This window comes from Candidatus Accumulibacter vicinus (assembly GCF_000584955.1).
Classification (GTDB): domain Bacteria; phylum Pseudomonadota; class Gammaproteobacteria; order Burkholderiales; family Rhodocyclaceae; genus Accumulibacter; species Accumulibacter vicinus.
This window is the reverse complement of sequence record NZ_JDSS02000045.1, coordinates 1-21,405: the sequence shown is the minus strand read 5'-3', so window position 1 is coordinate 21,405 and position 21,405 is coordinate 1. Positions and strand designations below refer to the sequence as shown.

The 21,405-nt window shown below is 60.3% G+C and carries 18 protein-coding genes and 1 pseudogene; 11 read left to right on the top strand and 8 right to left on the bottom strand.

Annotation, left to right across the window (positions count from 1 at the left end; genetic code table 11):
• Both icmF and CAPSK01_RS19150 read left to right on the top strand, forming a co-directional pair.
• A partial coding sequence (gene icmF / locus CAPSK01_RS19155) for a fused isobutyryl-CoA mutase/GTPase IcmF (RefSeq protein ID WP_034930547.1) occupies nt 1-2,752 on the top strand: 2,752 nt, incomplete at its 5' end.
• Entirely contained in the window at nt 2,753-3,403 is a 651-nt protein-coding gene (locus CAPSK01_RS19150) for a histidine phosphatase family protein (RefSeq protein ID WP_273704100.1), read from the top strand.
• Between the two features lie 25 nt (nt 3,404-3,428).
• Here the strand turns inward: CAPSK01_RS19150 and CAPSK01_RS19145 are convergent, their stop codons facing one another.
• Together CAPSK01_RS19145 and CAPSK01_RS19140 are read right to left on the bottom strand one after the other, a co-directional pair.
• Complete coding sequence (locus CAPSK01_RS19145; protein ID WP_034930545.1) at nt 3,429-3,860, bottom strand: CBS domain-containing protein; 432 nt, start codon at nt 3,858-3,860, stop codon at nt 3,429-3,431.
• Between the two features lie 117 nt (nt 3,861-3,977).
• Nucleotides 3,978-4,613, bottom strand: a complete 636-nt coding sequence (locus CAPSK01_RS19140; protein WP_034930544.1) for a c-type cytochrome — start codon at nt 4,611-4,613, stop codon at nt 3,978-3,980.
• Between the two features lie 155 nt (nt 4,614-4,768).
• Between CAPSK01_RS19140 and yihA the strand changes: the two genes are divergently transcribed.
• Nucleotides 4,769-5,473 carry a ribosome biogenesis GTP-binding protein YihA/YsxC gene (gene yihA, locus CAPSK01_RS19135; RefSeq protein WP_034930542.1) on the top strand — a complete coding sequence of 235 codons (705 nt, stop codon included), beginning with the start codon at nt 4,769-4,771 and terminating at the stop codon, nt 5,471-5,473.
• Nucleotides 5,474-5,670: 197 nt separating this feature from the next.
• Nucleotides 5,671-6,687 (top strand): porphobilinogen synthase, encoded by a 1,017-nt coding sequence (hemB, locus tag CAPSK01_RS19130; RefSeq protein ID WP_034930540.1) that lies wholly within the window; start codon nt 5,671-5,673, stop codon nt 6,685-6,687.
• Here the strand turns inward: hemB and CAPSK01_RS19125 are convergent.
• The 4 genes from CAPSK01_RS19125 to argB all read right to left on the bottom strand — a co-directional run bounded on the left by CAPSK01_RS19125 (nt 6,642) and on the right by argB (nt 13,015).
• A complete protein-coding gene (locus tag CAPSK01_RS19125; RefSeq protein WP_273704099.1) occupies nt 6,642-7,772 on the bottom strand; it encodes an acyltransferase in 1,131 nt (376 codons plus the stop codon). The genes hemB and CAPSK01_RS19125 overlap by 46 nt on opposite strands.
• A complete protein-coding gene (locus tag CAPSK01_RS24025; protein WP_273704098.1) occupies nt 7,765-11,376 on the bottom strand; it encodes a PAS domain S-box protein in 3,612 nt (1,203 codons plus the stop codon). Before CAPSK01_RS24025 ends, CAPSK01_RS19125 begins: the two co-directional genes overlap by 8 nt.
• Before the next feature lie 75 nt (nt 11,377-11,451).
• Complete coding sequence (locus tag CAPSK01_RS19115) at nt 11,452-12,120, bottom strand: pyrimidine 5'-nucleotidase (protein ID WP_034930539.1); 669 nt, start codon at nt 12,118-12,120, stop codon at nt 11,452-11,454.
• A gap of 7 nt (nt 12,121-12,127) precedes the next feature.
• The gene (gene argB, locus CAPSK01_RS19110; protein ID WP_034930536.1) at nt 12,128-13,015 is read right to left on the bottom strand and encodes an acetylglutamate kinase; all 888 of its coding nucleotides are present in this window, start codon (nt 13,013-13,015) and stop codon (nt 12,128-12,130) included.
• A 101-nt stretch (nt 13,016-13,116) separates the two neighbouring features.
• Here argB and gluQRS point away from each other — a divergent pair, with 101 nt between their 5' ends.
• Nucleotides 13,117-14,016, top strand: coding sequence for a tRNA glutamyl-Q(34) synthetase GluQRS (gene gluQRS, locus CAPSK01_RS19105; protein WP_034930535.1), 900 nt, complete (start codon nt 13,117-13,119; stop codon nt 14,014-14,016).
• Nucleotides 14,017-14,194: 178 nt separating this feature from the next.
• Here gluQRS and clsB read toward each other — a convergent pair whose 3' ends face one another.
• Together clsB and CAPSK01_RS19095 are read right to left on the bottom strand one after the other, a co-directional pair.
• A complete protein-coding gene (gene clsB / locus CAPSK01_RS19100; RefSeq protein ID WP_034930533.1) occupies nt 14,195-15,355 on the bottom strand; it encodes a cardiolipin synthase ClsB in 1,161 nt (386 codons plus the stop codon).
• A 154-nt stretch (nt 15,356-15,509) separates the two neighbouring features.
• A complete protein-coding gene (locus CAPSK01_RS19095) occupies nt 15,510-16,331 on the bottom strand; it encodes a mechanosensitive ion channel family protein (protein WP_034930531.1) in 822 nt (273 codons plus the stop codon).
• Nucleotides 16,332-16,612: 281 nt separating this feature from the next.
• Here CAPSK01_RS19095 and nirJ point away from each other — a divergent pair, with 281 nt between their 5' ends.
• From nirJ to CAPSK01_RS24020, 6 genes and pseudogenes are all read left to right on the top strand, one after another.
• Nucleotides 16,613-17,806, top strand: coding sequence for a heme d1 biosynthesis radical SAM protein NirJ (gene nirJ / locus CAPSK01_RS19090; RefSeq protein ID WP_034930529.1), 1,194 nt, complete (start codon nt 16,613-16,615; stop codon nt 17,804-17,806).
• Nucleotides 17,806-19,395: a nitrite reductase gene (locus CAPSK01_RS19085; RefSeq protein WP_034930527.1), complete on the top strand. Its 1,590-nt coding sequence runs from the start codon at nt 17,806-17,808 to the stop codon at nt 19,393-19,395. The genes nirJ and CAPSK01_RS19085 overlap by 1 nt, the downstream gene beginning before the upstream one ends.
• Nucleotides 19,396-19,500: 105 nt before the next feature.
• Complete coding sequence (locus CAPSK01_RS19080) at nt 19,501-19,917, top strand: hypothetical protein (protein ID WP_273704097.1); 417 nt, start codon at nt 19,501-19,503, stop codon at nt 19,915-19,917.
• An 86-nt stretch (nt 19,918-20,003) separates the two neighbouring features.
• On the top strand, nt 20,004-20,447 hold the full coding sequence (locus tag CAPSK01_RS19075; protein WP_034930524.1) for a DUF192 domain-containing protein: 444 nt from the start codon (nt 20,004-20,006) through the stop codon (nt 20,445-20,447).
• 27 nt (nt 20,448-20,474) lie between these two features.
• Nucleotides 20,475-21,050, top strand: a complete 576-nt coding sequence (locus CAPSK01_RS19070; protein WP_273704096.1) for a chorismate lyase — start codon at nt 20,475-20,477, stop codon at nt 21,048-21,050.
• Nucleotides 21,020-21,108 (top strand): annotated as a pseudogene (locus CAPSK01_RS24020) (IS982 family transposase); the annotation flags it as partial. The gene CAPSK01_RS19070 and the pseudogene CAPSK01_RS24020, both read left to right, overlap by 31 nt.
• Nucleotides 21,109-21,405: the final 297 nt, after the last annotated feature.

Genomic DNA, 21,405 nt, shown 5'->3' with positions numbered 1-21,405 from the left:
CCGCCGCAAGCTGGCGCAGATCATCAGCGCCCTGGAAAACGGTGCCTACCCTGAAGCACTGCGCAAGAAAATCCTGCACGCCGCGGACGGACTCAAGGTGCCGGTACTCGGGATCACCGGCACCGGCGGTGCCGGCAAGTCTTCGCTGACCGACGAGCTGGTGCGCCGCTTCCGGCTCGATCAGGGCGACACCCTCAAGCTGGCGATCGTATCGATCGACCCCTCGCGCAAGCGCACGGGTGGCGCGCTGCTCGGCGACCGCATCCGCATGAACGCCATCGAACATCCGAACATCTACATGCGCTCATTGGCAACACGCGAAACGGGCTCCGAGGTGTCTGCCGCGCTGCCCGAGGTGATCGCCGCCTGCAAGCTGGCCGGCTTTGATCTCGTGATCGTCGAAACTTCAGGGATCGGGCAGGGCAACGCTGCGATCGTGCCCCTGGTCAATGTCTCGCTCTACGTGATGACCCCCGAGTTCGGTGCCGCTTCGCAACTCGAGAAGATCGACATGCTCGACTTCGCCGATTTCGTGGCCATCAACAAATTTGACCGCAAGGGTGCCGAGGATGCGCTGCGTGACGTGCGCAAGCAATACCAGCGCAACCACGAGGCCTTCAGCCAGAGCCCGGACGAAATGCCGGTATTTGGCACGATGGCGGCACGCTTCCACGACGACGGGGTGACCTCTCTCTATCAGGCGATGGCATCCAAATTGCACGCGCTGGGTTTGAAGTTGAAAAAAGGCAGGCTGCCGCTGATCAGCGTTCGACAATCGTCGAACCAGCGCGCCATCGTTCCGGCGAAGCGCGTGCGCTACCTGGCCGAAATTGCCGAAGCCGTCCGCAATTACCACGCGCATACCGCCGCGCAGGCAGAGATCGCTCGCCAGCGACAGTCCCTGAGAACCGCCAAGAGCCTGTTTGAAAGCTGCGGCAAACCGGCCGACGACTTTGCCGAACTGATTACCTGGAAAGACGGGCAACTCGACGCCCGGGCAAGGAAACTGCTGGACATGTGGCCCAAGACCGTCGAGCTCTACGCACAGGACGAATACGTGGTCAAGATTCGCGACAAGGAGGTCCGTACCCGTCTCACCAACACCTCGCTCTCGGGAACACGCATCCGCAAGGTCTCCCTGCCGACCTATAAGGATGATGGCGAGGTGTTGCGTTTCCTGATGAAGGAAAATGTCCCGGGTTCCTTCCCATTTACCGCCGGCGTCTTTGCGTTCAAACGCGAGAACGAGGATCCGACGCGCATGTTTGCTGGCGAGGGTGACGCCTTCCGTACCAACCGCCGCTTCAAGAAGGTTTCCGAAGGCATGCCCGCAAAGCGCCTATCAACCGCCTTCGACTCGGTCACCCTCTATGGTTGTGACCCCGATGCCCGACCGGACATCTACGGCAAGGTCGGAAACTCCGGTGTTTCGATCGCCACGCTCGACGACATGAAAGTCCTGTTTGATGGTTTCGATCTGTGCGCACCGACCACCTCGGTATCACTGACCATCAATGGTCCGGCGCCGATCATCCTGTCGATGTTCTTCAACGCCGCGATCGACCAGCAGGTCGACAAGTTTCGTGTCGATAACGACCGCGACCCGACCGAAGATGAAATACAGAAAATTCGCGTCTGGGTACTGGCCAATGTACGCGGCACGGTTCAGGCCGATATCCTGAAGGAGGATCAGGGACAGAATACCTGCATCTTCTCGACGGAATTCGCGCTCAAGATGATGGGCGACATCCAGGAGTTCTTCGTCCATAACCAGATCGGCAACTTCTATTCGGTGTCGATTTCCGGTTATCACATTGCCGAAGCCGGCGCCAATCCGATTTCGCAGTTGGCTTTCACGCTGGCCAATGGCTTTACCTATGTCGAGACCTATCTGGCACGCGGCATGCATATCGACGATTTTGCACCGAATCTGTCGTTTTTCTTCAGCAACGGCATGGACCCCGAGTATTCGGTCATTGGTCGTGTCGCCCGCCGCATCTGGGCCGTGGCGATGAAGAACAAGTACGGCGGCAACGAGCGCAGCCAGAAACTGAAATACCACATTCAGACTTCCGGTCGCTCGCTCCATGCCCAGGAAATGGCATTCAACGACATTCGCACCACGCTGCAGGCGCTGATTGCCATCTACGATAACTGCAACTCGCTGCATACCAATGCCTACGACGAAGCGATCACCACGCCGACCGAGGAATCGGTGCGCCGTGCCATGGCCATCCAGCTGATCATCAACCGCGAGTGGGGATTGGCAATGAACGAGAACCCGAATCAGGGCTCTTTCATCATCGAAGAGCTGACTGATCTGGTTGAAGAGGCCGTATTGAAGGAGTTCGAAGCCATTTCCGGACGTGGTGGCGTCCTCGGAGCCATGGAAACCGGTTATCAGCGCGGCAAGATCCAGGAAGAATCCCTATACTATGAGCACAAGAAGCACGATGGCTCATTCCCGATCGTCGGCGTCAATACTTTCCGCAACCCGAAGGGCGACGCACCCATCGAAATCGAACTCGCACGCTCGACTGAAGACGAAAAGCAGTCACAATTGGCTCGCCTGCAGGGCTTCCAGTCGCGCAACGCAGCGGCTTCCGGGGCCATGCTCGAACGCCTGAAACAGTCCGTCATCGGCAACGAAAATGTTTTTTCGGTCCTGATGGACGCGGTTCGTGTCTGCTCGCTCGGTCAGATCACCGGGGCACTCTATGAGGTGGGCGGGCAGTACCGTCGCAGCATGTAGGTGATTTCGAGCAAAGAGACAACGCGAATCTGCCTGGTCCGACATGGTGAGACGACCTGGAACGTGGAAAAGCGCATCCAGGGGCAGATCGACATCGGCCTGAATGCGGCGGGCCTGTCACAGGCAGAAGCCGCGGCGTTGTGGCTGGCTGGTGAGCCGGTGACGGCGCTTTACAGCAGCGACTTGCTACGCGCCCGCCAGACCGCCGAGCGCATCGCCGTCAGCCTGAAGCTGCGCCCAACCGTGCGGTCGGAGTTCCGTGAGCGGCGCTATGGCATTTTTGAAGGATTGACCTACGATGAATCGCGTACCAGGTACCCGGCCGAGTACCTGGCGTTTGAACGACGCGTGCCGGATTTCGTCATTCCACAGGGCGGGGAGAGCCTGCAGCAACTCTCCGAGCGCGTTCGCGCCGGCCTGCAACGGATTGCCATCGATCATCTCGGCCAGACGGTTGTCGTCGTCACCCATGGCGGCGTCCTCGATATCGTCAACCGCCTGGTTCGGGGACGCCCTTTGAGCAATCCGCGTGACTTTCTGATTCCCAACGCCGGGATCAACTGGGTGAGCGTCCGTGACGACTGCTGGCGCCTGGAAGCCTGGGGCGAGACCGGGCATCTGGCCATGGTCGGGCTGGACGAAATGCCGTAGCGATAGGCTGCTGCTGCACGCCAGCTCAACCGGTGATGTATTTTGCCATTTGCTGGATGATGAACTGCTGTTCGCAGATTGTTTCCTTGACTACATCGCCGATGGAAACGATCCCGAGGACTTTGCCCTCGTCGTCGAGAACCGGCAGGTGGCGGATGTGTTTGTCCGTCATGATCGCCATGCATTCGTCGACCGTCCGGTCGGGCGTCACATAGAGCACCTTGTCCGTCATGATTGCGCGCACCGGCGTGTCTTTCGACGCCTTGCCGAAGAGAATCACCTTGCGGGCGTAATCACGCTCGGAGAAGATCCCGACGAGCTGCTCATTATCGAGCACGAGGAGCGCTCCAACGTTGGCATCGGACATCACCTGCAAGGCGTAAAATACAGGATCATCGGGCGAGACGGTCACCAGTGGCCCGTTTTTACTGGCGAGGATTTGCCTGAGAGTCTTCATGAAGCGTCCTTTCGGGTCTTGGAGTCACAGCATGATAGAGGGTCAGCCGCTCCTTGCCAAGGAGTATGGCGGAACATCCGACAACAAGGCGGTACGGGGGGCGCGCCGCATGACGGTCTAGCGCAGACCGGCTGCGTACTCGGCGATGGCGTCGATCTGGCGGTCGGAAAGCTTGCCGGCGATGGTTCGCATCACTTTTTCCGCATCGTTGGCTCGCTCATGACTGCGAAAGATTTTCAACTGATTGGCCGTGTACTCTGCATACTGCCCCGCCAGCCGCGGATATTGCGCCGGCAGACCAGCGCCAGCCGGACCATGGCAACCGGCACAGGCCGGGATGCCTTTCTCGAAGTCCCCTCCGCGCCATAGCGTTTTGCCTTCAGCCAACAGCTTTTCTTCCTTGGCCGCCGAAGGTTTCATCTTTTGCTGCGAGAAGTACACCGACAGACTCTTCATGTCTTCGTCTGATAGCGCCGCAACCATACCGCCCATGATCGCGTTATTACGTATCGCCGGTTTCCCGTCGACCGCCTTGAAATTGCTCAACTGCTTGTAGAGATACTCGGGAATCTGGCCGGCAAGGATTGGATTGGCCGGTGCCGGGCTGTTGCCATCGGCCCCGTGACAGGCAACACACATGCCCTCAGCGATTTCCTTGGCTTTGGTCAGGTCAACCTTGGCCTTTGCCTGTTCTGCTGCGAAAGCGGAGAAACTGGCGGCCAGGAGAACCGCGAGTGTCGTTGTACGAATCATGTCCAAACTCCCAAAGACAACAATGAACTGATCTGAGGCCGGAGAAGCGATGCAACAAAGCTGATATTCTATATCAGTTTGCTGTTCGGACGCGCACCCGTCATCCCATAGAAACCATCCACTACCTACCTCACACACTCTTCCCGGGTTCATTCATGCCTCTCTTCCAGCAGGCGGTCTTTCACACGACAGTTGCCCACTTGCGTGATCTGCCGACCGATTCTCAATGCGAAATCGCTTTCGCAGGTCGTTCCAATTCCGGCAAGTCGTCGGCGATCAACACCCTGGCCAATCATTCCCGGCTGGCTTTCGTTTCCAAGACGCCGGGGCGTACGCAGCATCTGAACTATTTTCGGATCGAAGACGGCAAGTACTTCGTCGACCTGCCCGGCTACGGTTTTGCCAAGGCACCCGAGGAAATCCGTTCGCAATGGGAGGGTCTGCTGGCCCCCTATCTGCGGCACCGTGTGGCATTGTCTGGCCTGGTCCTGATCATGGATAGTCGCCATCCGCTGACCGAACTGGACCTGCAGATGCTGCGCTGGTTTGCGCCGACCGGAAAACCTGTCCATGTGCTGCTCTCCAAGGCCGACAAGCTCTCCCGCCAGGAGCAGATACTCGCATTTCGCGAGGTACAGAAGGTGCTGCAGGAGATTGGCGGCAACTGCACCCTGCAACTGTTCTCAAGCTTGAACAGGTCGGGGGTGGCGGAGGCGGAAGTGGTTCTTGGCGGTTGGCTTGGTCTGGCGAGGAAACCGAAGCCATCGCCGCAGACCGGTCTGGCCACCGAGAAAGCGGCCCGTCCGAAGAAGCGCAGTGCCATCGGCTGGGGTGCCCGCAGCCATGCCGGGAAGCGCTAAAAAAAGCCCCCGGCAAGGGGGGCCGGGGGCAGGATGTGCCTTAAGGAATAAGGCACCCGCTCAGGGAGGTGAAGCGGGAGATGGCGTAGCCACCTACATACTAAGAGTGAGTCTCGGTACGGCCAGTTCCCAGGAAACGGACTTTTTTCATCAATTGTATCTATCTGACCATGACCCATTCTAGTATCTTATACCCCATGGATTACCAGGCAAAATTTCCTGCAACACGCATGCGGCGCATGCGCCGAGACGATTTTTCGCGCCGTCTGATGCGCGAATCGCGGCTGACCGTCGATGACCTGATTTACCCGGTGTTTATGCTCGAAGGCACCCAGCGTGTTGAGCCAATTCCCTCGATGCCGGGTATTGAGCGGCAGAGCCTGGATCGGCTGCTGAAAACAGCCGAGCAGGCGCTCGCACTGGGCATCCCGGCTTTGGCCCTGTTTCCGGTGATCGACTCCACCCACAAGACGGCAGGTGCCGAAGAAGCCTACAACCCGGATGGCTTGGTGCCGCGTGCAGTGACCGCACTGAAAAAAGAGTTCCCCGAGCTTGGGGTGATGACCGATGTTGCCCTTGATCCCTATACCAGTCATGGGCAGGATGGCTTGATCAACGCGGACGATCCTCACGGCTACGTGCTGAACGACGAAACGCTCGTGGTTCTTGCCAGGCAGGCGCTGGTGCATGCGCAGGCGGGTGCCGATATCGTGGCCCCTTCGGACATGATGGACGGTCGCGTCGGCTACATTCGCAGCGAACTCGACGCCGCTCGGCAGATTCACACCCGCATCCTGGTCTACTCGGCCAAGTACGCATCAAGCTTCTACGGTCCTTTCCGCGACGCCGTCGGTTCGGCCGGCAATCTGGGCAAGAACAACAAGTACAGCTACCAGATGGATCCCGCGAACAGCGACGAAGCGCTGCGTGAAGTCGCCATCGACCTGGGCGAAGGAGCCGACATGGTGATGGTCAAACCGGGGATGCCTTATCTTGATATTGTCCGACGCGTCAAAGACACGTTCCAGGTACCCACCTATGTTTATCAGGTCAGTGGCGAGTATGCGATGCTCAAGGCCGCCGCGCAACTCGGCTGGCTGGACGAGCAGGCCTGCGTTCTCGAGAGCCTGCTGGCCTGCAAACGGGCGGGCGCGGACGGCATTCTGAGTTATTTTGCGCTTTCTGCAGCAGCCTGGCTCAATGCATCGGCCTGACTGAGGCCGGGCTGCGCGTGCGTACGCCAAAGCCCTCGTTGCGCCGGGCTCTCGACATAACGGAAAAAGAGTGCACCAACGGCAATGCTTGCCAACCAGGCAATGCACATCCCCGCCAGATTGACCCAGGGGTCGGGTGCTGCGAAGCGTGCGAAGAGACCATTGATCAGCAGGCAAATCGGGAAGTGGACAAGAAAGACCGAATAGGAAATCTGTCCGAGGTAAGCAATGAGCCGAGACCGGGGCCGGTCCTCGAGAAATCCGTAGATGCGTGCCAGACCGATCGCCAACGCCACCAAAAGCGCTACGGCAAGGCGTGGACGGTAGTCGAGCAGCAGCGCGATGGCCACCAGACCAACCATCGGCAGCAGCCAGACAGGCGTTTGTTTCCGATGGGTCGCCCAGTAGGTGACTATCCCGAGCGCGTAGGCCGCAAAGAAGTAGACCCCCCACATATCCCAGGCACCATCACGGTTGAAATGGTACAGTGATGCCAATGCCAGGGTGACGACCAGCAAGGCACTGACGGTGGGAATGCCCGTGCTGCTGCGCGCAATGGTCCGTGCCAGCCATAACACACCGACCAGGAGCGCGAATAGCTGAAAATCGATGGCGACGTACCAGACGCCTGCCGACAGGCCTTCGTAGCCCAGGATGCTTTGCAGCAGCAGCGCGTGCGCGACGACCTGCGGCAGCGTTGGCCGGCCGGGAATGGAATCATGCACCATCAACTCGCGCGCGATGGCCGCGCAGGCAAGGCCGATCAGCATGGCCGTGAGGTAGGGTACGACCAGTTTCAGGTAACGTTTCTGGACCAGATCAAGCGGATCGGTCGCAAGCAGCACGCCGGCGGGGGCAAGACTCCGCGCCGCCAGGAAACCGCTAATCACCAGGAAAACCTGTACGGCCATGCGCGCATCCTGACTGAACCAGCGGATCAGGTCGGGAGCCAGCAGGTAGGCATGATCAGACATCGGCCCATAAAAAGCCAGATGATGCAGAACGATCAGCTGACAGGCCAGGGCTTTCAGTGCATCGACGAATGCCAGTCGTGAAGGCATGCCAGGCCTGCGTATTTCAGTCATTGAGAAAGCACCTTTCGTACTCATCAAACGGCATCGGCTGGCCATGCAGGTAACCCTGCATTTCGTCGCATCCTGCACGGGTCAGAAATTCCTGTTGCGCCTCGCTCTCGACGCCCTCGGCAATGACCGTCAATTGCAGGCTGTGGGCAAGCGCAATCACCGCGCGCACGATGGCACAATCCTCGGTATCGCCGGGAAGTCCGAGAACAAAGCTCTGATCGATCTTGAGCTTGTTGAGTGGCAGACGTTTCAGATAGGCAAGCGAAGAGTAACCGGTACCGAAATCGTCGATGGCCAAGCTCAAGCCCATGGACTGTAGCTTGTCGAGCGTCTGCGCGCTGTTCTCGGCATGGCTCATGATGGCACTCTCGGTGATTTCGAGTTCGAGGAATTGCGCGGGCAGTTGCGAGGTCTCCAGGGTCTTGCGAGCAGTCTCCTGGATTCGGCCGCGTACGAATTCGACGCCGGAAACGTTGACCGACAGAACTCCCGGTCGACGACCCGCGGCGATCCATGCGGCCCACTGACCACCGGCAGTCTGTTGAACCCATTCACCGATCTGAACAATCAGTCCGGATTCCTCGGCCAGCCTGATGAATTCACTTGGCATCACCAGTCCGTGCTCAGGGCGCAACCAGCGTACCAGCGCCTCGGCCCCGAGCACCTTGCCGGTTTTCAGGGAAAATTGGGGTTGCAGATAGACCAGTAACTCGTCGCGCTCGACAGCGTGTCGCAGGTCGGTCTCCATCTGCAGACGCGCCAGCGAGGACTGCGTCAGCACCTTGGTGAAAAATTCATAGGCGTTGCGGCCACGCTCCTTGGCACGGTACATCGCGACATCGGCATTCTTCATCAGTGTCTCGGGGTCAGCGCCGTCATCCGGAAAGAGGCTGATGCCGATGCTGGCGCCGATGTAGAATTCCTGTTCGACGGTCACCGGAGAATTCTGCAGTGTATTGAGGATCTTCTCTGCGATGTACGAGACGGCGGCTGGATCGGCGATGTCCTCGATGATGATCAGAAATTCGTCGCCTCCGAGTCGGCCGACAGTATCCGCTTCTCGCATCAGTCTGCTCAGGCGCCTCGCCACTTCGCAGAGGACGCGATCGCCGACCTGGTGGCCGAGGGTGTCGTTGATGTTCTTGAAGCGATCGAGATCGATGAACAGGACGGCCAGCCCGGTCTCGTCGCGATGGGCACGCTGCAAGGCCTTGTGCAATCGGTCGCCAAGCAGCAAGCGGTTGGGCAGACCGGTCAGCGGATCGTGATGTGCCTGGTGGGCGAGTTGATCGTGGGCTTGCCGCAGGGCGGTGATGTCGGAGAAAACGCCGACATAGTGCGTGAGTTGTCCATCGGGGTCATGGACAGCGCTGATCGTCAGCGATTCCAGGAAAATCTGGCCGTCCTTGCGCCGGTTCCAGAGCTCACCCCGCCAGCGCCCACAATGGCCGAGAACCTGCCACATTTCCCGGTAAAAGGCTGCGTCCTGAAGTCCGGACTGCAGGATACGCGGGTTGCTCCCGATCACTTCATCCTCACGGTACCCGGTGATTTCGGTGAAAGCACGGTTCACGGCAATGATGCAGCCATCCGGTGCGGTGATGGTGATGCCTTCGGCGCTGCTGTCGAAGACCGTTGCGGCCTGTTGCAAGCGAGCCTCCATGCGCTTTCGTTCAGTGATGTCGAGCATCACGCCAACCAGACCGCTGTTGGCATCGCCAGGTTTGCCATAGGTGGCTTTGTGAAAGACCACGTCACGCATGCTGCCGTCCGCGTGCGGAATTTTCGCTTCGTGCACTTGAGAACCCGTCTGCCGGAACAATTCCTCGTCGGCAGTCTGGTAGCGGTCAGCCAGCTCGCGGGGGGCAAGGTCGTAGACGGTGGCGCCGATGACCTCACTGCGTGACCGGCCGACGAGCTCGAGAAAGGCCTGATTGCATCCGAGATAAAGCCCTTCCCGATTCTTGTAGAAGACCGGGCCGGGAATCGCCTCGATCAACTGGCGCATGAAATGGAGCTGTTGCGACAATTCGAGGGTGCGTTCGGCCACCCGCTGCTCGAGTTCGAGATGACTTTGCCGTAGCGCTCGTTCGGCCGCCCGCTGTGCCGTCACATCCTCGAAGGTCCAGATCCAGGTTTCGCCTTCCTGATGATCGCCAATGATACGGCCAATCACATGCACCCAGATCGGCGTGCCGTCGCGCCGGCAATACAGGAGTTCGCCGTCAAAGGTGCCGCCAGTCGCCGCAGCGTTCCCGTAGGCCAGGCGGCCGGCCTCTTCCCAAGCCTCCTGGCTGGCGAACAGGATGCGCGTCGAGAGTCCCTGCAGGCCCCCTGGCGGGTAGCCGAAAATCTCCTCGCAACGGCGATTGCAGCGCAGGAAGGTGCGTTCGCGCTGGTAGGAAATTCCGATCATCGCGTTGTCAAAGATCAGCTGCTGTTCCCAGAGGCTTTCCACCAAGGCCTCTTCAGCCGCCCGACGTGCGGTGACGTCCTCGTACAGCCAGACATGGCCTTTGTCCGGGTTGGCCGGGTCAATCAGACTGCCGGTTGCCTGGCACCAGATCGGGCTACCATCGATCTTGCAGTACTCTATTTCGGCGACGAATTTTCCGGATTCATCGATCCCCTTGTACGCCCGTTCGCCTGCTTCGCTCCAGGCGGCTTCGCTGGAGAAAAGGATGCGCGTGGACTGACCAAGCATTTGCCCCGCTGGATAGCCGAAGATTCTCTCGAAGCTCGGATTGCAGCGCTGGATGATGCGATCGCGCAGGAAAACGATGCCAATCGGCGCACGTTCGAAAATCAGCGTCTGTTCACGCAGCAGGGCATCCATGGCACTGCTCGCCTGACGCTTTTCGGTGACATCTTCGTACAGCCAGACATAACCTTCGTCCGGGTTCGCCGGGTTGATCATGCTGCCGGTGATGTGGCACCACAGCGTTGAGCCATCGCGTCGATGGAAGAGGGTGTCGCCGTGGTAGATGCCGGTTTCGGCAATCGCCGCGTAGGCCTCTCGGCCGGTGGCCAGCCAGGCCTCTTCACTCGGATAGTAGAGGCGGGTCGATTGGCCGATCAACTCGTCCGGCGCATAACCCAGGATCTCGGTAAAACGTCGGTTGCAGCGCTGAATGATTCGATCACGGAGGATCACGATGCCGGTTTCGGCATTCTGGAAAATGAGTTGCTGCTCGCGCAGCAGGCGGGCGCTGGCCTCGCGATCGTGGACTTCCCGGGTGATGTCGCGCACGATCCAGACCGTGGCCTGGCCGGGTTCTGCAGGGTCGATGGCGCGAGCGATCATGTGTGCGATGAAGGTGCTGCCGTCGCGACGTGCCAGTTGGGTTTCGAGATCCACGACCTGGACATTTCCCAACTGCAAACGTGCCTGCCGACGCAGGGCATCGCAGGCTTCGCTGTTCGGGTGGAAGACGAGATCCGGCTGCCCCACCAGAGTTCCGGCCGGCCAGCCGAAAAGCTCCTCGGCACGCTGGTTGCAGCGGTAGACACGGCGGTTGCGCGTACACACCACGGCGATTCCCGAATGGTCGAGGATGGCCTGGTATTCAAGAAGCCGTTGTTGCAGTGCAGTGGATTCTCTCAAGACACTGATTCCAAGGGGTGACCGAAAGCGGAGTCTACATGGTGACCGAGGTACGTCAACGGAGACCCTCACGATCTACACTGGGCTTCCGGTCGACAAGCACCGTAAACAACGCGGCAGATCGAGAATGGAAACCAGCCGCAGGTCAACAAAGGAAGGCTGGCGCGTACTGCCGCTCACCCACACGGTTTGCATGCCCAGTCGTTTCGCCATCTGCAGATTGGCCAGGGTATCTTCGACCATGATGCAGCGATGGGCGGGCAAGCGCTCGCAGCGCAGCAGGTGGCGGAAGCCGCCAATCGCCGGCTTGGGTTGAAAGCGGAGACGCTCGATGGAGTAGACCGCGTCGAAGCAGGCGTCGATACCGGCGAGCTCAAGGACCGCCTCGCTGTAGTGCTGCGGCGCATTGGAGAAGACGATCTTGCGTCCCGGCAAGCGCAGCAGCATGGTCCGCAGCCCGCGCTCCAGAACCAGCATCTGTTTGAGGTCGGGAAACTGGTGCGTATGCCAGAGGAAATGCCGTGGATCGGTGCCGTGATGACGCATCAGGCCGAGCAGCGTGGCCCCGTAGCGCTGCCAGTAGTCCTGCCGGATGCGCGTCGCCGCCTGTTCGTCAACACCCAGGTGGTCACGGATGTAGGCGACCATTGCGGCGTTGAGGTGCGGGAAGATATGCGGGCTGGCGTTGTGCAGCGTGTTGTCGAGGTCGAATAGCCAGACCGGCGAGGCGGCCTTGAGAACCATCTTTCGGTCAGTATGACTTGATCATTGTGCCGACACCGTGGTCGGTGAGGATTTCCAGCAACAGCGCATGCTCGACACGACCATCGATGATATGGACGCTCTTGACGCCATTGCGTGCGGCATCGAGCGCCGAGCTGATCTTGGGGAGCATGCCGCCGGACAAGGTCCCATCGGTGACCATGTCATCGATCTGTTTCGGCGTCATGCCGGTGATCAGTCTGCCCGTCTCGTCGAGGACGCCGGGCGTGTTGGTCAGCAGGACCAGCTTCTCGGCCTTGAGAATTTCGGCGATCTTGCCGGCCACGACATCGGCGTTGATGTTGTAGGTTTCGCCGCCCTTGCCGACACCGACTGGCGCGACCACCGGGATGAAGCCGCCGGCCTCCAGATGTCCGATCAGGGAGGGGTCGATCTGCGTGATGTCGCCGACCTGGCCAACGTCGATCAGGTCCTCGTTGCCATCCTGGTTCGCCAATAGCAGTTTCTTGGCGCGAATGAAACTGCCGTCCTTGCCGGTCAGGCCCACCGCTTTGCCGCCGGCCTGATTGATCAGGTTGACAACGTCCTTGTTGACCTGACCGCCGAGCACCATCTCGACGATTTCCATGGTTTCGGCGTCGGTGACACGCATTCCCTGGACGAAGCGGCCTTTCTTGCCGACTCGTTTGAGCAGACTCTCGATCTGCGGACCGCCGCCGTGCACCACCACGACGTTCATTCCGACGAGCTTCAACAGCACCACGTCACGCGCGAAACACTGCTTGAGATGGTCGTCGGTCATGGCGTTGCCGCCATACTTGACGACGATGGTCTTGCCATGGAAACGTTTGATGTAGGGAAGTGCCTCGGCGAGAATGGCCGCTTCGTCGGCGGGGGTGATCGAACGATTGCTCATGGCGCGAACCCTGATAATGACCAGCGGATTTTACCCGGCGCTGCCGGAAACACCAAGGCAAGAAGAATGAGCGATGAGCGGGGTACGTATGAAAGTGTCGGGTGAATAGCTATCGGGGCCGTTTTGCACCTTCCCCGACAGGTCCGCTGCACTTCGGTTCGCTGGTTGCCGCGGTCGGCAGCTATCTTGACGCGCGCGCCAACGGTGGTGAATGGCTGTTGCGCATTGAAGACCTTGACCGGTCGCGGTCGCGGCGGGAGGCTGCAGACACCATCCTGCGCACGCTCGAAGCCTTCGCTTTTGAGTGGGATGGCGAGGTGGTGATGCAGAGCCGGCGTCTGGATCACTATCATGCGGCATTGACCCGCCTGCAACTCGATGGCGAGGCGTATCCCTGTGCCTGCTCGCGGCGCGAGATTGCCGCCTGCGCGCCAGCACCGGCAGTCGACGGCGGCCTGGTCTATCCGGGAAGCTGCCGTGCCGGTCTGGCTGCGGGACGTGTGCCACGTGCCTGGCGAATGCGTGTTCCGGATCGCGAGATCGCATTCGATGATCGCGTACAGGGACCGGTGCAGCAGAACCTCGCGCGCGCGGTGGGTGACTTCATTCTACTGCGTGCCGATGGTCAGTACGCCTACCAGTTGGCGGTAGTCGTCGACGACGCGGCACAGGGAGTCAACGCCGTGGTGCGCGGTGTCGACCTGCTCGACTCGACGGCACGCCAGATTTGGCTGCAGCAATGCCTGGCGCTACCGACACCGACTTACGCACACCTGCCGGTGGTGACCAATGCGGCCGGAGAGAAACTTTCGAAGCAGACGCGCGCCGCTGCCGTCGATGCCGCGGGTGGTAGTGCGGTACTTGCCGCCGCGCTGCACTTTCTTGGCCACCCGGTGCCGCCTGAAGTCCGTAGTGGACCTTTGCACGACTTCTGGCGCTGGGCGATTGCTGCCTGGTCGATGGCGCAGGTGCCGGTGCAGCGCGGGGTCTTTCCGGGTTAATGTGCAAGTCGCGTCAGCGACTCACGAATCTTCTCTCCCCCCACTTGCGGGGGCGAAGGCGGGGTTTCGCGGAGCACTGCTCTGCGCCGCCGCAGCCGGCCCGCGATGCAGCGCGGGCCGTGGGAGAGAAAATCGGTCATGATTTTCATCATCGGGGTGCCTGGAAAAGTCATGACCGTTAGCGCTTGCGGCCATACCCGGCCATGCCGACGAGGATCCGGATCAGATGGTAGCTGGCCCAATGCAATAGGCGGGAAGGCCAGGGCAGGCGCTTCCAGCAATCGGCTGGGAGCTCGCTGGCGCCCTGCCGCATGGCTGTCTGGAGACTCTGTCGCAGTTCCCTGGCAAACTGCTCGTCGCGTACCACGACGTTGGCCTCCCTGGCAAGCAACAGGCTGAAGGGATCGATATTCGATGAACCGACGGTTGCCCAGTGTCGGTCGATGACGGCGACCTTGGCGTGCATGAAGCTGCGCCGATACTCGAAGATGCGGATGCCGGCACCCAGCAACCTGCCGTAAAGCGCCTGGGTTGCGTAGTGCAGGAGGCGGTATTCGATACGCCCTTGCAGCACGAGGATCACCCGCACGCCACGCCTGGCCGCATCGTGCAAAGCCCGCCGGAAGCGGCGGCCGGGCAGGAAATAGGCGTTGGCCAGAAGGATTTCCTCCCGAGCGGCAGCGATCGCCGCCAGATAGGCCTCCTCGATGTCACGGCGATGACGAATGTTGTCGCGCACCAGAAAGGCTGCCGTTTGCTCGCCACGTGCTTTCGGTGCCTGGCGAGGGACTTTCGGCAACCGGTAACGGCGATTGAGCTTCGCCCATAACACCAGTTCCCAAAGCCTGTGCAACGCCCGCTGCATCGGCTGCAGCAGCGGACCCTCAATGCGCACCGCGTAGTCGTAGCGCGGTGGCATTTCAAGCGGGCGATCGCTGTCATCGACGATATTGATCCCGCCAACGAAGGCGATTTCCCCATCAACCATGGCCAGCTTGCGATGCAGGCGACGCAGGCGATGACGACGCAGGCGTAAACGTGCGACCTCGGGTCGGTAGACCATCACCTGCACCCCGGCCGCGAGCAGCCCCGGCTGCAGGCGTTTGGCAAACTCGGGGGCACCGAAGCCATCGACCAGAACGCGAACCGTAACGCCGCGGCGAGCGGCATGGGCCATTGCTGCTGCGACGGCACGGCCTGTCGTATCATCCTCGAAGATGTAGCTTTCGAGGTGAACTTCATGCTGCGCCTTGTCGATCGCCTTGAGCAGCGCCGGAAAATATTCGGCGCCGCTGTTCAACAGGGTCAGTCGGTTACCCGACAGAAATTCGGCAGTCATCGCGGCGCACCACCAGCCACATACTCGGGCAGCGTCCCCGGCGCGGCGACGTGATTTGGCGAAGGGATGAAGCGCCGCGGGAATCCTTTAGTGTCCAGAAGTCTCCGATCCTTGATCCTGACCCGGAATTTTGGCAGAGTCGCTGCCTTGCGGCCTACTGCTGATTGACGAACACCACCTGTGCCGGCATCGGCGCCGGGAAACCGGCCTCCCCGAGCGCTTCACGAATCGTCCGGTTGGTGTCGAAATAGACCTGCCAGTAGTGGTCGGTATGGCAGTATGGACGAACCGCAAGAACGGGACCGACGAGGTTGAATTCGAGGATCTCGACATCCACCGCAGGATCGGGCCGGACATTGGGAATCAGCGCGATCTTCTCCTTGAGCAGCGCCATTGCCGCAGCATGATCGGCCGCTCCGGAGAGCTGTGCCTTCAGGTCCACCCGGCGGTAGGGGTTGGTCGAGAAGTTCTGGATGGTATCGCCAAGGATCTTGCTGTTGCCCACCAGCGTGAGCACGTTGTCCGGGGTGTTGAGCGCCGTAGTGAACAGGCCGACTTCCTCGACCGTTCCAGTGATGCCGCCCACGGTCACGAAGTCGCCCACCTTCAACGGCCGCAGGATGATCAGGAATACCCCACCGGCAAAGTTGGCCAGCAAGCCGGACCAGGCCAGGCCGATGGCGACACCGGCAGCAGCGAAAAGGGCGGCAAAGGTCGTGGTCTGAATGCCGAAATAACCGAGAATGCCGATCACCAGCAGGATATTCAGGGTGACATTGATGACCGTTCCGAGGTAGCGCATCAGGGTTGCATCGACCTTCTGGCGCCCCAGCGCGCCCTGCACCATCCGACCCACCCAGTGGATCAGCCAGCGGCCAATGATCCAGAAAGCAATCGCCGCAAGCACCTTGATGCCGAGTTCGGATCCGTATTGCAGCGCCAGGTCTTGCCAGCGCAGGATGTCTTCCTTGTTCATGAGTTTCCCCTCAGAATGTATGGTAGGTACAGTTTCTCATTGTGTTCAAGGCAGAGCAAGCTCCACCTGAAAAAATGGCGAAGCAACCGGGCGGGCGCAAACCAGGCAAACAGGGTCCGCAAAAAAAGATCGCTGGGCAGGGTCAGCAGAGCACGTGACCATGTTGAGTCGCCGGGCAAGTGACCAGCCACGCCGACCTGCGGTGTCAAATCGAAGCTTGATGCACGTCAAGGCCATCGCCATGGAACTGTCTTCTAATATGAGGATTTGGGGATGGCCCGATGTTTCGGATTTCGCAGTACATGCAGGAGTTGTGGACCGTCAGGCCGCCTGGTCCCAGGCAGAACCCGCCAGCGCCGGTGGTGATATGGAATCTCATTCGTCGCTGCAATCTCACCTGCAAGCACTGCTATTCGATCTCCACCGACAGGGACTTTCCCGGAGAGCTGACGACCGACGAAGTCTTTTCGGTGATGGACGATCTCAGGCGTTTTCGCGTACCGGTATTGATTCTCTCCGGCGGCGAGCCGCTGCTGCGTCCGGACATCTTCGACATTGCCCGTCGTGCCAAGGCGATGGGTTTCTACGTCGGCCTGTCGTCGAACGGTACCCTGATCGACAAGGCGAATATCGATCGCATCGCCGAGTGCGATTTCGACTATGTCGGTGTTTCGCTCGACGGCATCGGCGCGACTCACGACCATTTTCGGCAGATGCAGGGCGCTTTCGATGCTTCGCTGCGCGGCATTCGGCTGTGCCGTGAACTCGGACTGAAAATCGGCGTCCGCTTCACGATGACACAGAACAACGCGCAGGACTTGCCGGCCCTGCTCGAGCTGGTCGAGAAGGAAGGCATCGACCGCTTTTATTTCTCGCATCTCAATTATGCGGGTCGCGGTAACAAGAACCGCAAGGACGATGCCCAGCACCAGCTGACCCGCTGGGCAATGGATTTGCTCTTTGCGACCTGCCTCGATTACCAGCAGCGTGGTTTGCACAAGGAATTCACCAGTGGCAATAATGATGCCGATGGCGTTTACTTCCTGCATTGGGTGGAGAAGCGATTCCCCGAGCAGGCGGAGAGAATGCGCGCCCGCCTGGTGCAGTGGGGGGGTAATTCATCAGGGGTCAATGTGGCCAATATCGATAATCTCGGCAACGTGCATCCGGACACCATGTGGTGGCATTACACGCTTGGCAACGTTCGCCAGCGTCCCTTCTCGGAAATCTGGATGGATCTCTCAGACCCGCTGCTGGCCGGTCTCAAGCAATTTCCCCGGCGCATTTCGGGACGTTGCGGCGAATGCCGACACTTCGACATCTGCAACGGCAACACGCGCGTGCGTGCCCAGCAACTGACCGGTGACGCATGGGCCGAGGACCCCGGCTGTTATCTGGCAGACGAGGAAATCGGTGTCTCCCCCGGCCGTGAACGGATTCCGGTCACTCCTCACATCAAACTACGGAGAGTCTGATGAACTGGCGCCGAGGTGTTGCCGGCTTCGCTCTGGCCATCTGTCTGGCCGGCGCATCTTTGCCGGCTGGCGCTGCGGGTGCGCAGCACCTGTACCAGGAACACTGCGTCGCCTGTCACGGCGAGTCCCGGCTCGGCGGCATCGGTCCGGCGCTGCTGCCGGAAAACCTCGAACGCCTGCGCACGTCGGAGGCCGTCAGAGTCATCCGCGAAGGGCGCGTGGCGACACAGATGCCGGCCTTCGGCGACAAGCTGAGCGCCGACCAAACACAGCAACTGGCGGAATGGATCTATCATCCGGCGACCCCGGCGCCGGTTTGGGAGGAAGCACAGATTCGCAGTTCGCATGTCGTCCATGCCAACGCCGTCGGGCTGCCGGCCACGCCGGGGCCCGGCCTCAAGGGCGCCGACCCGCTGAATCTGTTCGTCGTCGTCGAAACCGGCGACCATCATGTCTCGCTCGTCGACGGCGACCGTTTCGAGCGCCTGCACCGCTTTCCCAGCCGCTACGCGCTGCACGGCGGGCCGAAATTTTCGCCGGACGGACGCTTCGTCTATTTCGCTTCACGCGACGGCTGGATCAGCAAATATGACCTCTACCATCTGGTGGTGGTCGCCGAGATCCGCGCCGGTCTGAATACGCGCAACGCCGCCGTGTCCGGCGACGGCAAGTGGGTGCTGGTCGGCAACTACCTGCCGCACAGCCTGGTGGTGCTCGATGCCGGTGATCTCTCGCTGGTGAAGATCATTCCGGTGAAAAATGCCGCTGGTGACAGGAGTTCGCGGGTTTCGGCGGTCTATGACGCGGCCCCGCGCAAGAGTTTCGTGGTCGCGCTCAAGGATCTGCCCGAAGTCTGGGAGATCAGCTACGATCCGGTCGCCGAGCCGCTTGCCGAGGGATGGGTGCACGACTACCAATACAGGGAGGGTCACTTCAGGCCGGCCATGTTCTTCCCGCGGCGGACGCAGCTCGCAGACTGTCTCGACGACTTCTTTTTCACCCAGAGCTACGACACGATCCTCGGCTCGTCGCGCTCGGCGACCAGCGGGCAGGTGGTTCAACTTGACGTCCGCCGGAAAATTGCCGGCCTTGATCTGCCAGGAATGCCGCATCTCGGTTCCGGAATCACCTGGAAATGGCAAGACCCCGCCGGACGCGAACGACTGGTCATGGCCTCGCCCAATCTCAACCAGGATCTGGTGACCGTCATCGACCTGAAAACCTACCAGACCATCAAGCAGATCAAGACCCTCGGACCCGGTTTTTTCCTGCGCAGCCACGAAATGAGTCGCTATGCCTTCACCGACTCGATGATGAGCAAGGAGAACAAGAACATACTGCAGGTGATCGACAAGCGGACCCTCGAAGTGGTGGCGCAGATCAAGGCCGAACCCGGACAGACGCTGGCGCATGTCGAGTTCACCCGCGATGGCCGCTATGCGCTGGCCAGTCTGTGGGAAATGGACGGGGCGTTGCTGGTGATCGACGCACAGACGCTCGAGGAAGTGAAACGTATTCCGGCGAAGAAACCCGTCGGCAAGTATAACGTCTGGAATAAAATATCGCGTTCGGAGGGCACCAGTCACTGATATCCGCCCGTGCGCTATCTGGCCGTTGCTCGCAGGCTGTTTCTGAGGGAGTCCGTAGGCCAGCGGTATGGCGCCCGCAGCATCACCAGAACAGGAACATCGAGAATGTCGGCTAGGCAAAGAACCCTCAACAATCTGCTGCACTGCCTCCTGTCCGTGAGCCTGTGCGTGTCCTGTACAACGGCTCTGGCCATCCCCAAGGCAGCCGAGCAGGAGGATGACGAAGTCACCTTTGGTGCAGCCGACGCACCGCCGAAGCCAGCGGCAAAGCCCGTCGCGTCTCCAGCGGCCAAGGTGGTCAAACCGGGCAAACCGGTCGAATCCAGGGTTAACAGGCGGGGTCCAGAAGCCAAGGGAACTGGGCGTCCAGTCAGCCAACCGGCAACAGCCGGGAAGCAGGCGGCCGGCAGCAAGCCTCCACTGGCTGCCAAACCCAACAGCGGCGCTCGTGTTTCAACCATCACAGCGCCGACCACGAAGAAAGATTCCGGGAAAGCCCAGGGCAAGTCCGGAAAGAAGTAGCACCCTCATCGCCAGCGCGACGGCGAGCCGGCGTTTGCCCAGGCCGATCGCGCCTTTTCAGCCCAGTCGTACTGCCGGAGCTTTCGATGCCTCATTCTCTTGCTTTCCTGGCCACCCTTTCTCTGCTGCTGGCAGCGCCACCGGTGGTGGCGGAAATGCCGCGCATCGAGTTGACGACCGGTTTCTACCGCATCGACGCGGAAGTGGCGGCTGACAATCCTCATCGCATGCGAGGGTTGATGCATCGCCGTAGCATGGCCGCCAACCAGGGGATGCTCTTCGTTTTCCCCCTGGCGGCAACCCATTGCATGTGGATGCGCAATACCCTCTTGCCCTTGTCGGTGGCCTTTCTCGACGAAGACGGCCGGATTCTGAACATCGAGAACATGCAGCCACAGACCGAGGACAATCACTGCGCCGTGAAAGCGGCACGCTACGCGCTGGAAATGAATCTCGGCTGGTTTTCGAGCAAGGGCATCAAGCCGGGCGCGCGCATTGGCGGCATCGAGAAGGCGCCGGCTCCACAGTAGAACCGTCCATCACAAGGGTTTCCAGGAATGCCTGTTGCAGACCCGCAGCGCTGGCGAAGCAACCTGCTGCGCACGGCCGACAATATCGCTTTTCTGCCCTGGCTGCGCGACCGTGCTTCCCTGACGGCACGTATACAGACCCGTGGGCGCTTCGCGCTGCAGGTCATTCACCAGGGTCTGGCCAGGCCGACTGCGGATGAGGCACGAGCGCTCGGCCTGGCAGTCGAGGAGCAGGCCTGGATACGCGAGGTGGTGCTGAGTTGTGATGATCAAAGAGTCGTCTTCGCGCATACGGTCCTGCCCTGCAGGCCACGCGGCCCACTGACCCTTTGGCTGGCACGCCTGGGCAGCCGTTCCCTGGGTGCGCTGCTTTTCGCACACGCCGGATTCAGCCGTGGACCGATGACCTTCAAGCGCATCGATCGACGGCATGCCCTTTATTCGCCCGCGGTGACGGCGCTACAACTTGCCGAACCGGTTCCGGGTGTTCTTTGGGCACGTCGATCGCAGTTTGGCTTCAACAACCAGTCGGTATTGGTCAGCGAAGTCTTCTCACCGCTTTTGCTGCGCTCTCCCTCGTCGAAACCGCCATCGACGAACTGAAAAACCGCTGCCAGATTGAGCACACCTGCCATCGTTCTCTTTCAATTTCGCGGTCAATTGACTCGCTGGACTCGTTGCCTATTGCCTGTCCCCCCAACAAACTCAAGCCACCTTTGCAGGATTTTCGCCGTCTCTCCAGTGCTTTGCTTATCCCGAACCGAGGCTAGTAGTTCAACCAGTTGATTGTGGTGGGTAGCAACGGGCCATGGTTTTTCGTGCCTGCGAGGTGGTGAATTGCCAATGGATAACGTCAGTTCGGGATAAGTTTGGGGGACTGAGAGAGCCGGCGGAAGTCCTGAAGCGGTAGTCTGGGCTTGTTGGGCATCAGGCAATAGGCGATGAGGCCGGCCAGCAA

Bases quoted from the DNA above. Each gene is read 5' to 3' on its own strand.
- CAPSK01_RS19145 (WP_034930545.1), bottom strand. From the start codon at position 3,860: ATGAAGACTCTCAGGCAAATCCTCGCCAGTAAAAACGGGCCACTGGTG.
- CAPSK01_RS19140 (WP_034930544.1), bottom strand. From the start codon at position 4,613: ATGATTCGTACAACGACACTCGCGGTTCTCCTGGCCGCCAGTTTCTCC.
- yihA (WP_034930542.1), top strand. From the start codon at position 4,769: ATGCCTCTCTTCCAGCAGGCGGTCTTTCACACGACAGTTGCCCACTTG.
- hemB (WP_034930540.1), top strand. From the start codon at position 5,671: ATGGATTACCAGGCAAAATTTCCTGCAACACGCATGCGGCGCATGCGC.
- CAPSK01_RS19125 (WP_273704099.1), bottom strand. From the start codon at position 7,772: ATGACTGAAATACGCAGGCCTGGCATGCCTTCACGACTGGCATTCGTC.
- CAPSK01_RS19115 (WP_034930539.1), bottom strand. From the start codon at position 12,120: ATGGTTCTCAAGGCCGCCTCGCCGGTCTGGCTATTCGACCTCGACAAC.
- argB (WP_034930536.1), bottom strand. From the start codon at position 13,015: ATGAGCAATCGTTCGATCACCCCCGCCGACGAAGCGGCCATTCTCGCC.
- clsB (WP_034930533.1), bottom strand. From the start codon at position 15,355: ATGACTGCCGAATTTCTGTCGGGTAACCGACTGACCCTGTTGAACAGC.
- CAPSK01_RS19095 (WP_034930531.1), bottom strand. From the start codon at position 16,331: ATGAACAAGGAAGACATCCTGCGCTGGCAAGACCTGGCGCTGCAATAC.
- nirJ (WP_034930529.1), top strand. From the start codon at position 16,613: ATGTTTCGGATTTCGCAGTACATGCAGGAGTTGTGGACCGTCAGGCCG.
- CAPSK01_RS19085 (WP_034930527.1), top strand. From the start codon at position 17,806: ATGAACTGGCGCCGAGGTGTTGCCGGCTTCGCTCTGGCCATCTGTCTG.
- CAPSK01_RS19080 (WP_273704097.1), top strand. From the start codon at position 19,501: ATGTCGGCTAGGCAAAGAACCCTCAACAATCTGCTGCACTGCCTCCTG.
- CAPSK01_RS19075 (WP_034930524.1), top strand. From the start codon at position 20,004: ATGCCTCATTCTCTTGCTTTCCTGGCCACCCTTTCTCTGCTGCTGGCA.
- CAPSK01_RS19070 (WP_273704096.1), top strand. From the start codon at position 20,475: ATGCCTGTTGCAGACCCGCAGCGCTGGCGAAGCAACCTGCTGCGCACG.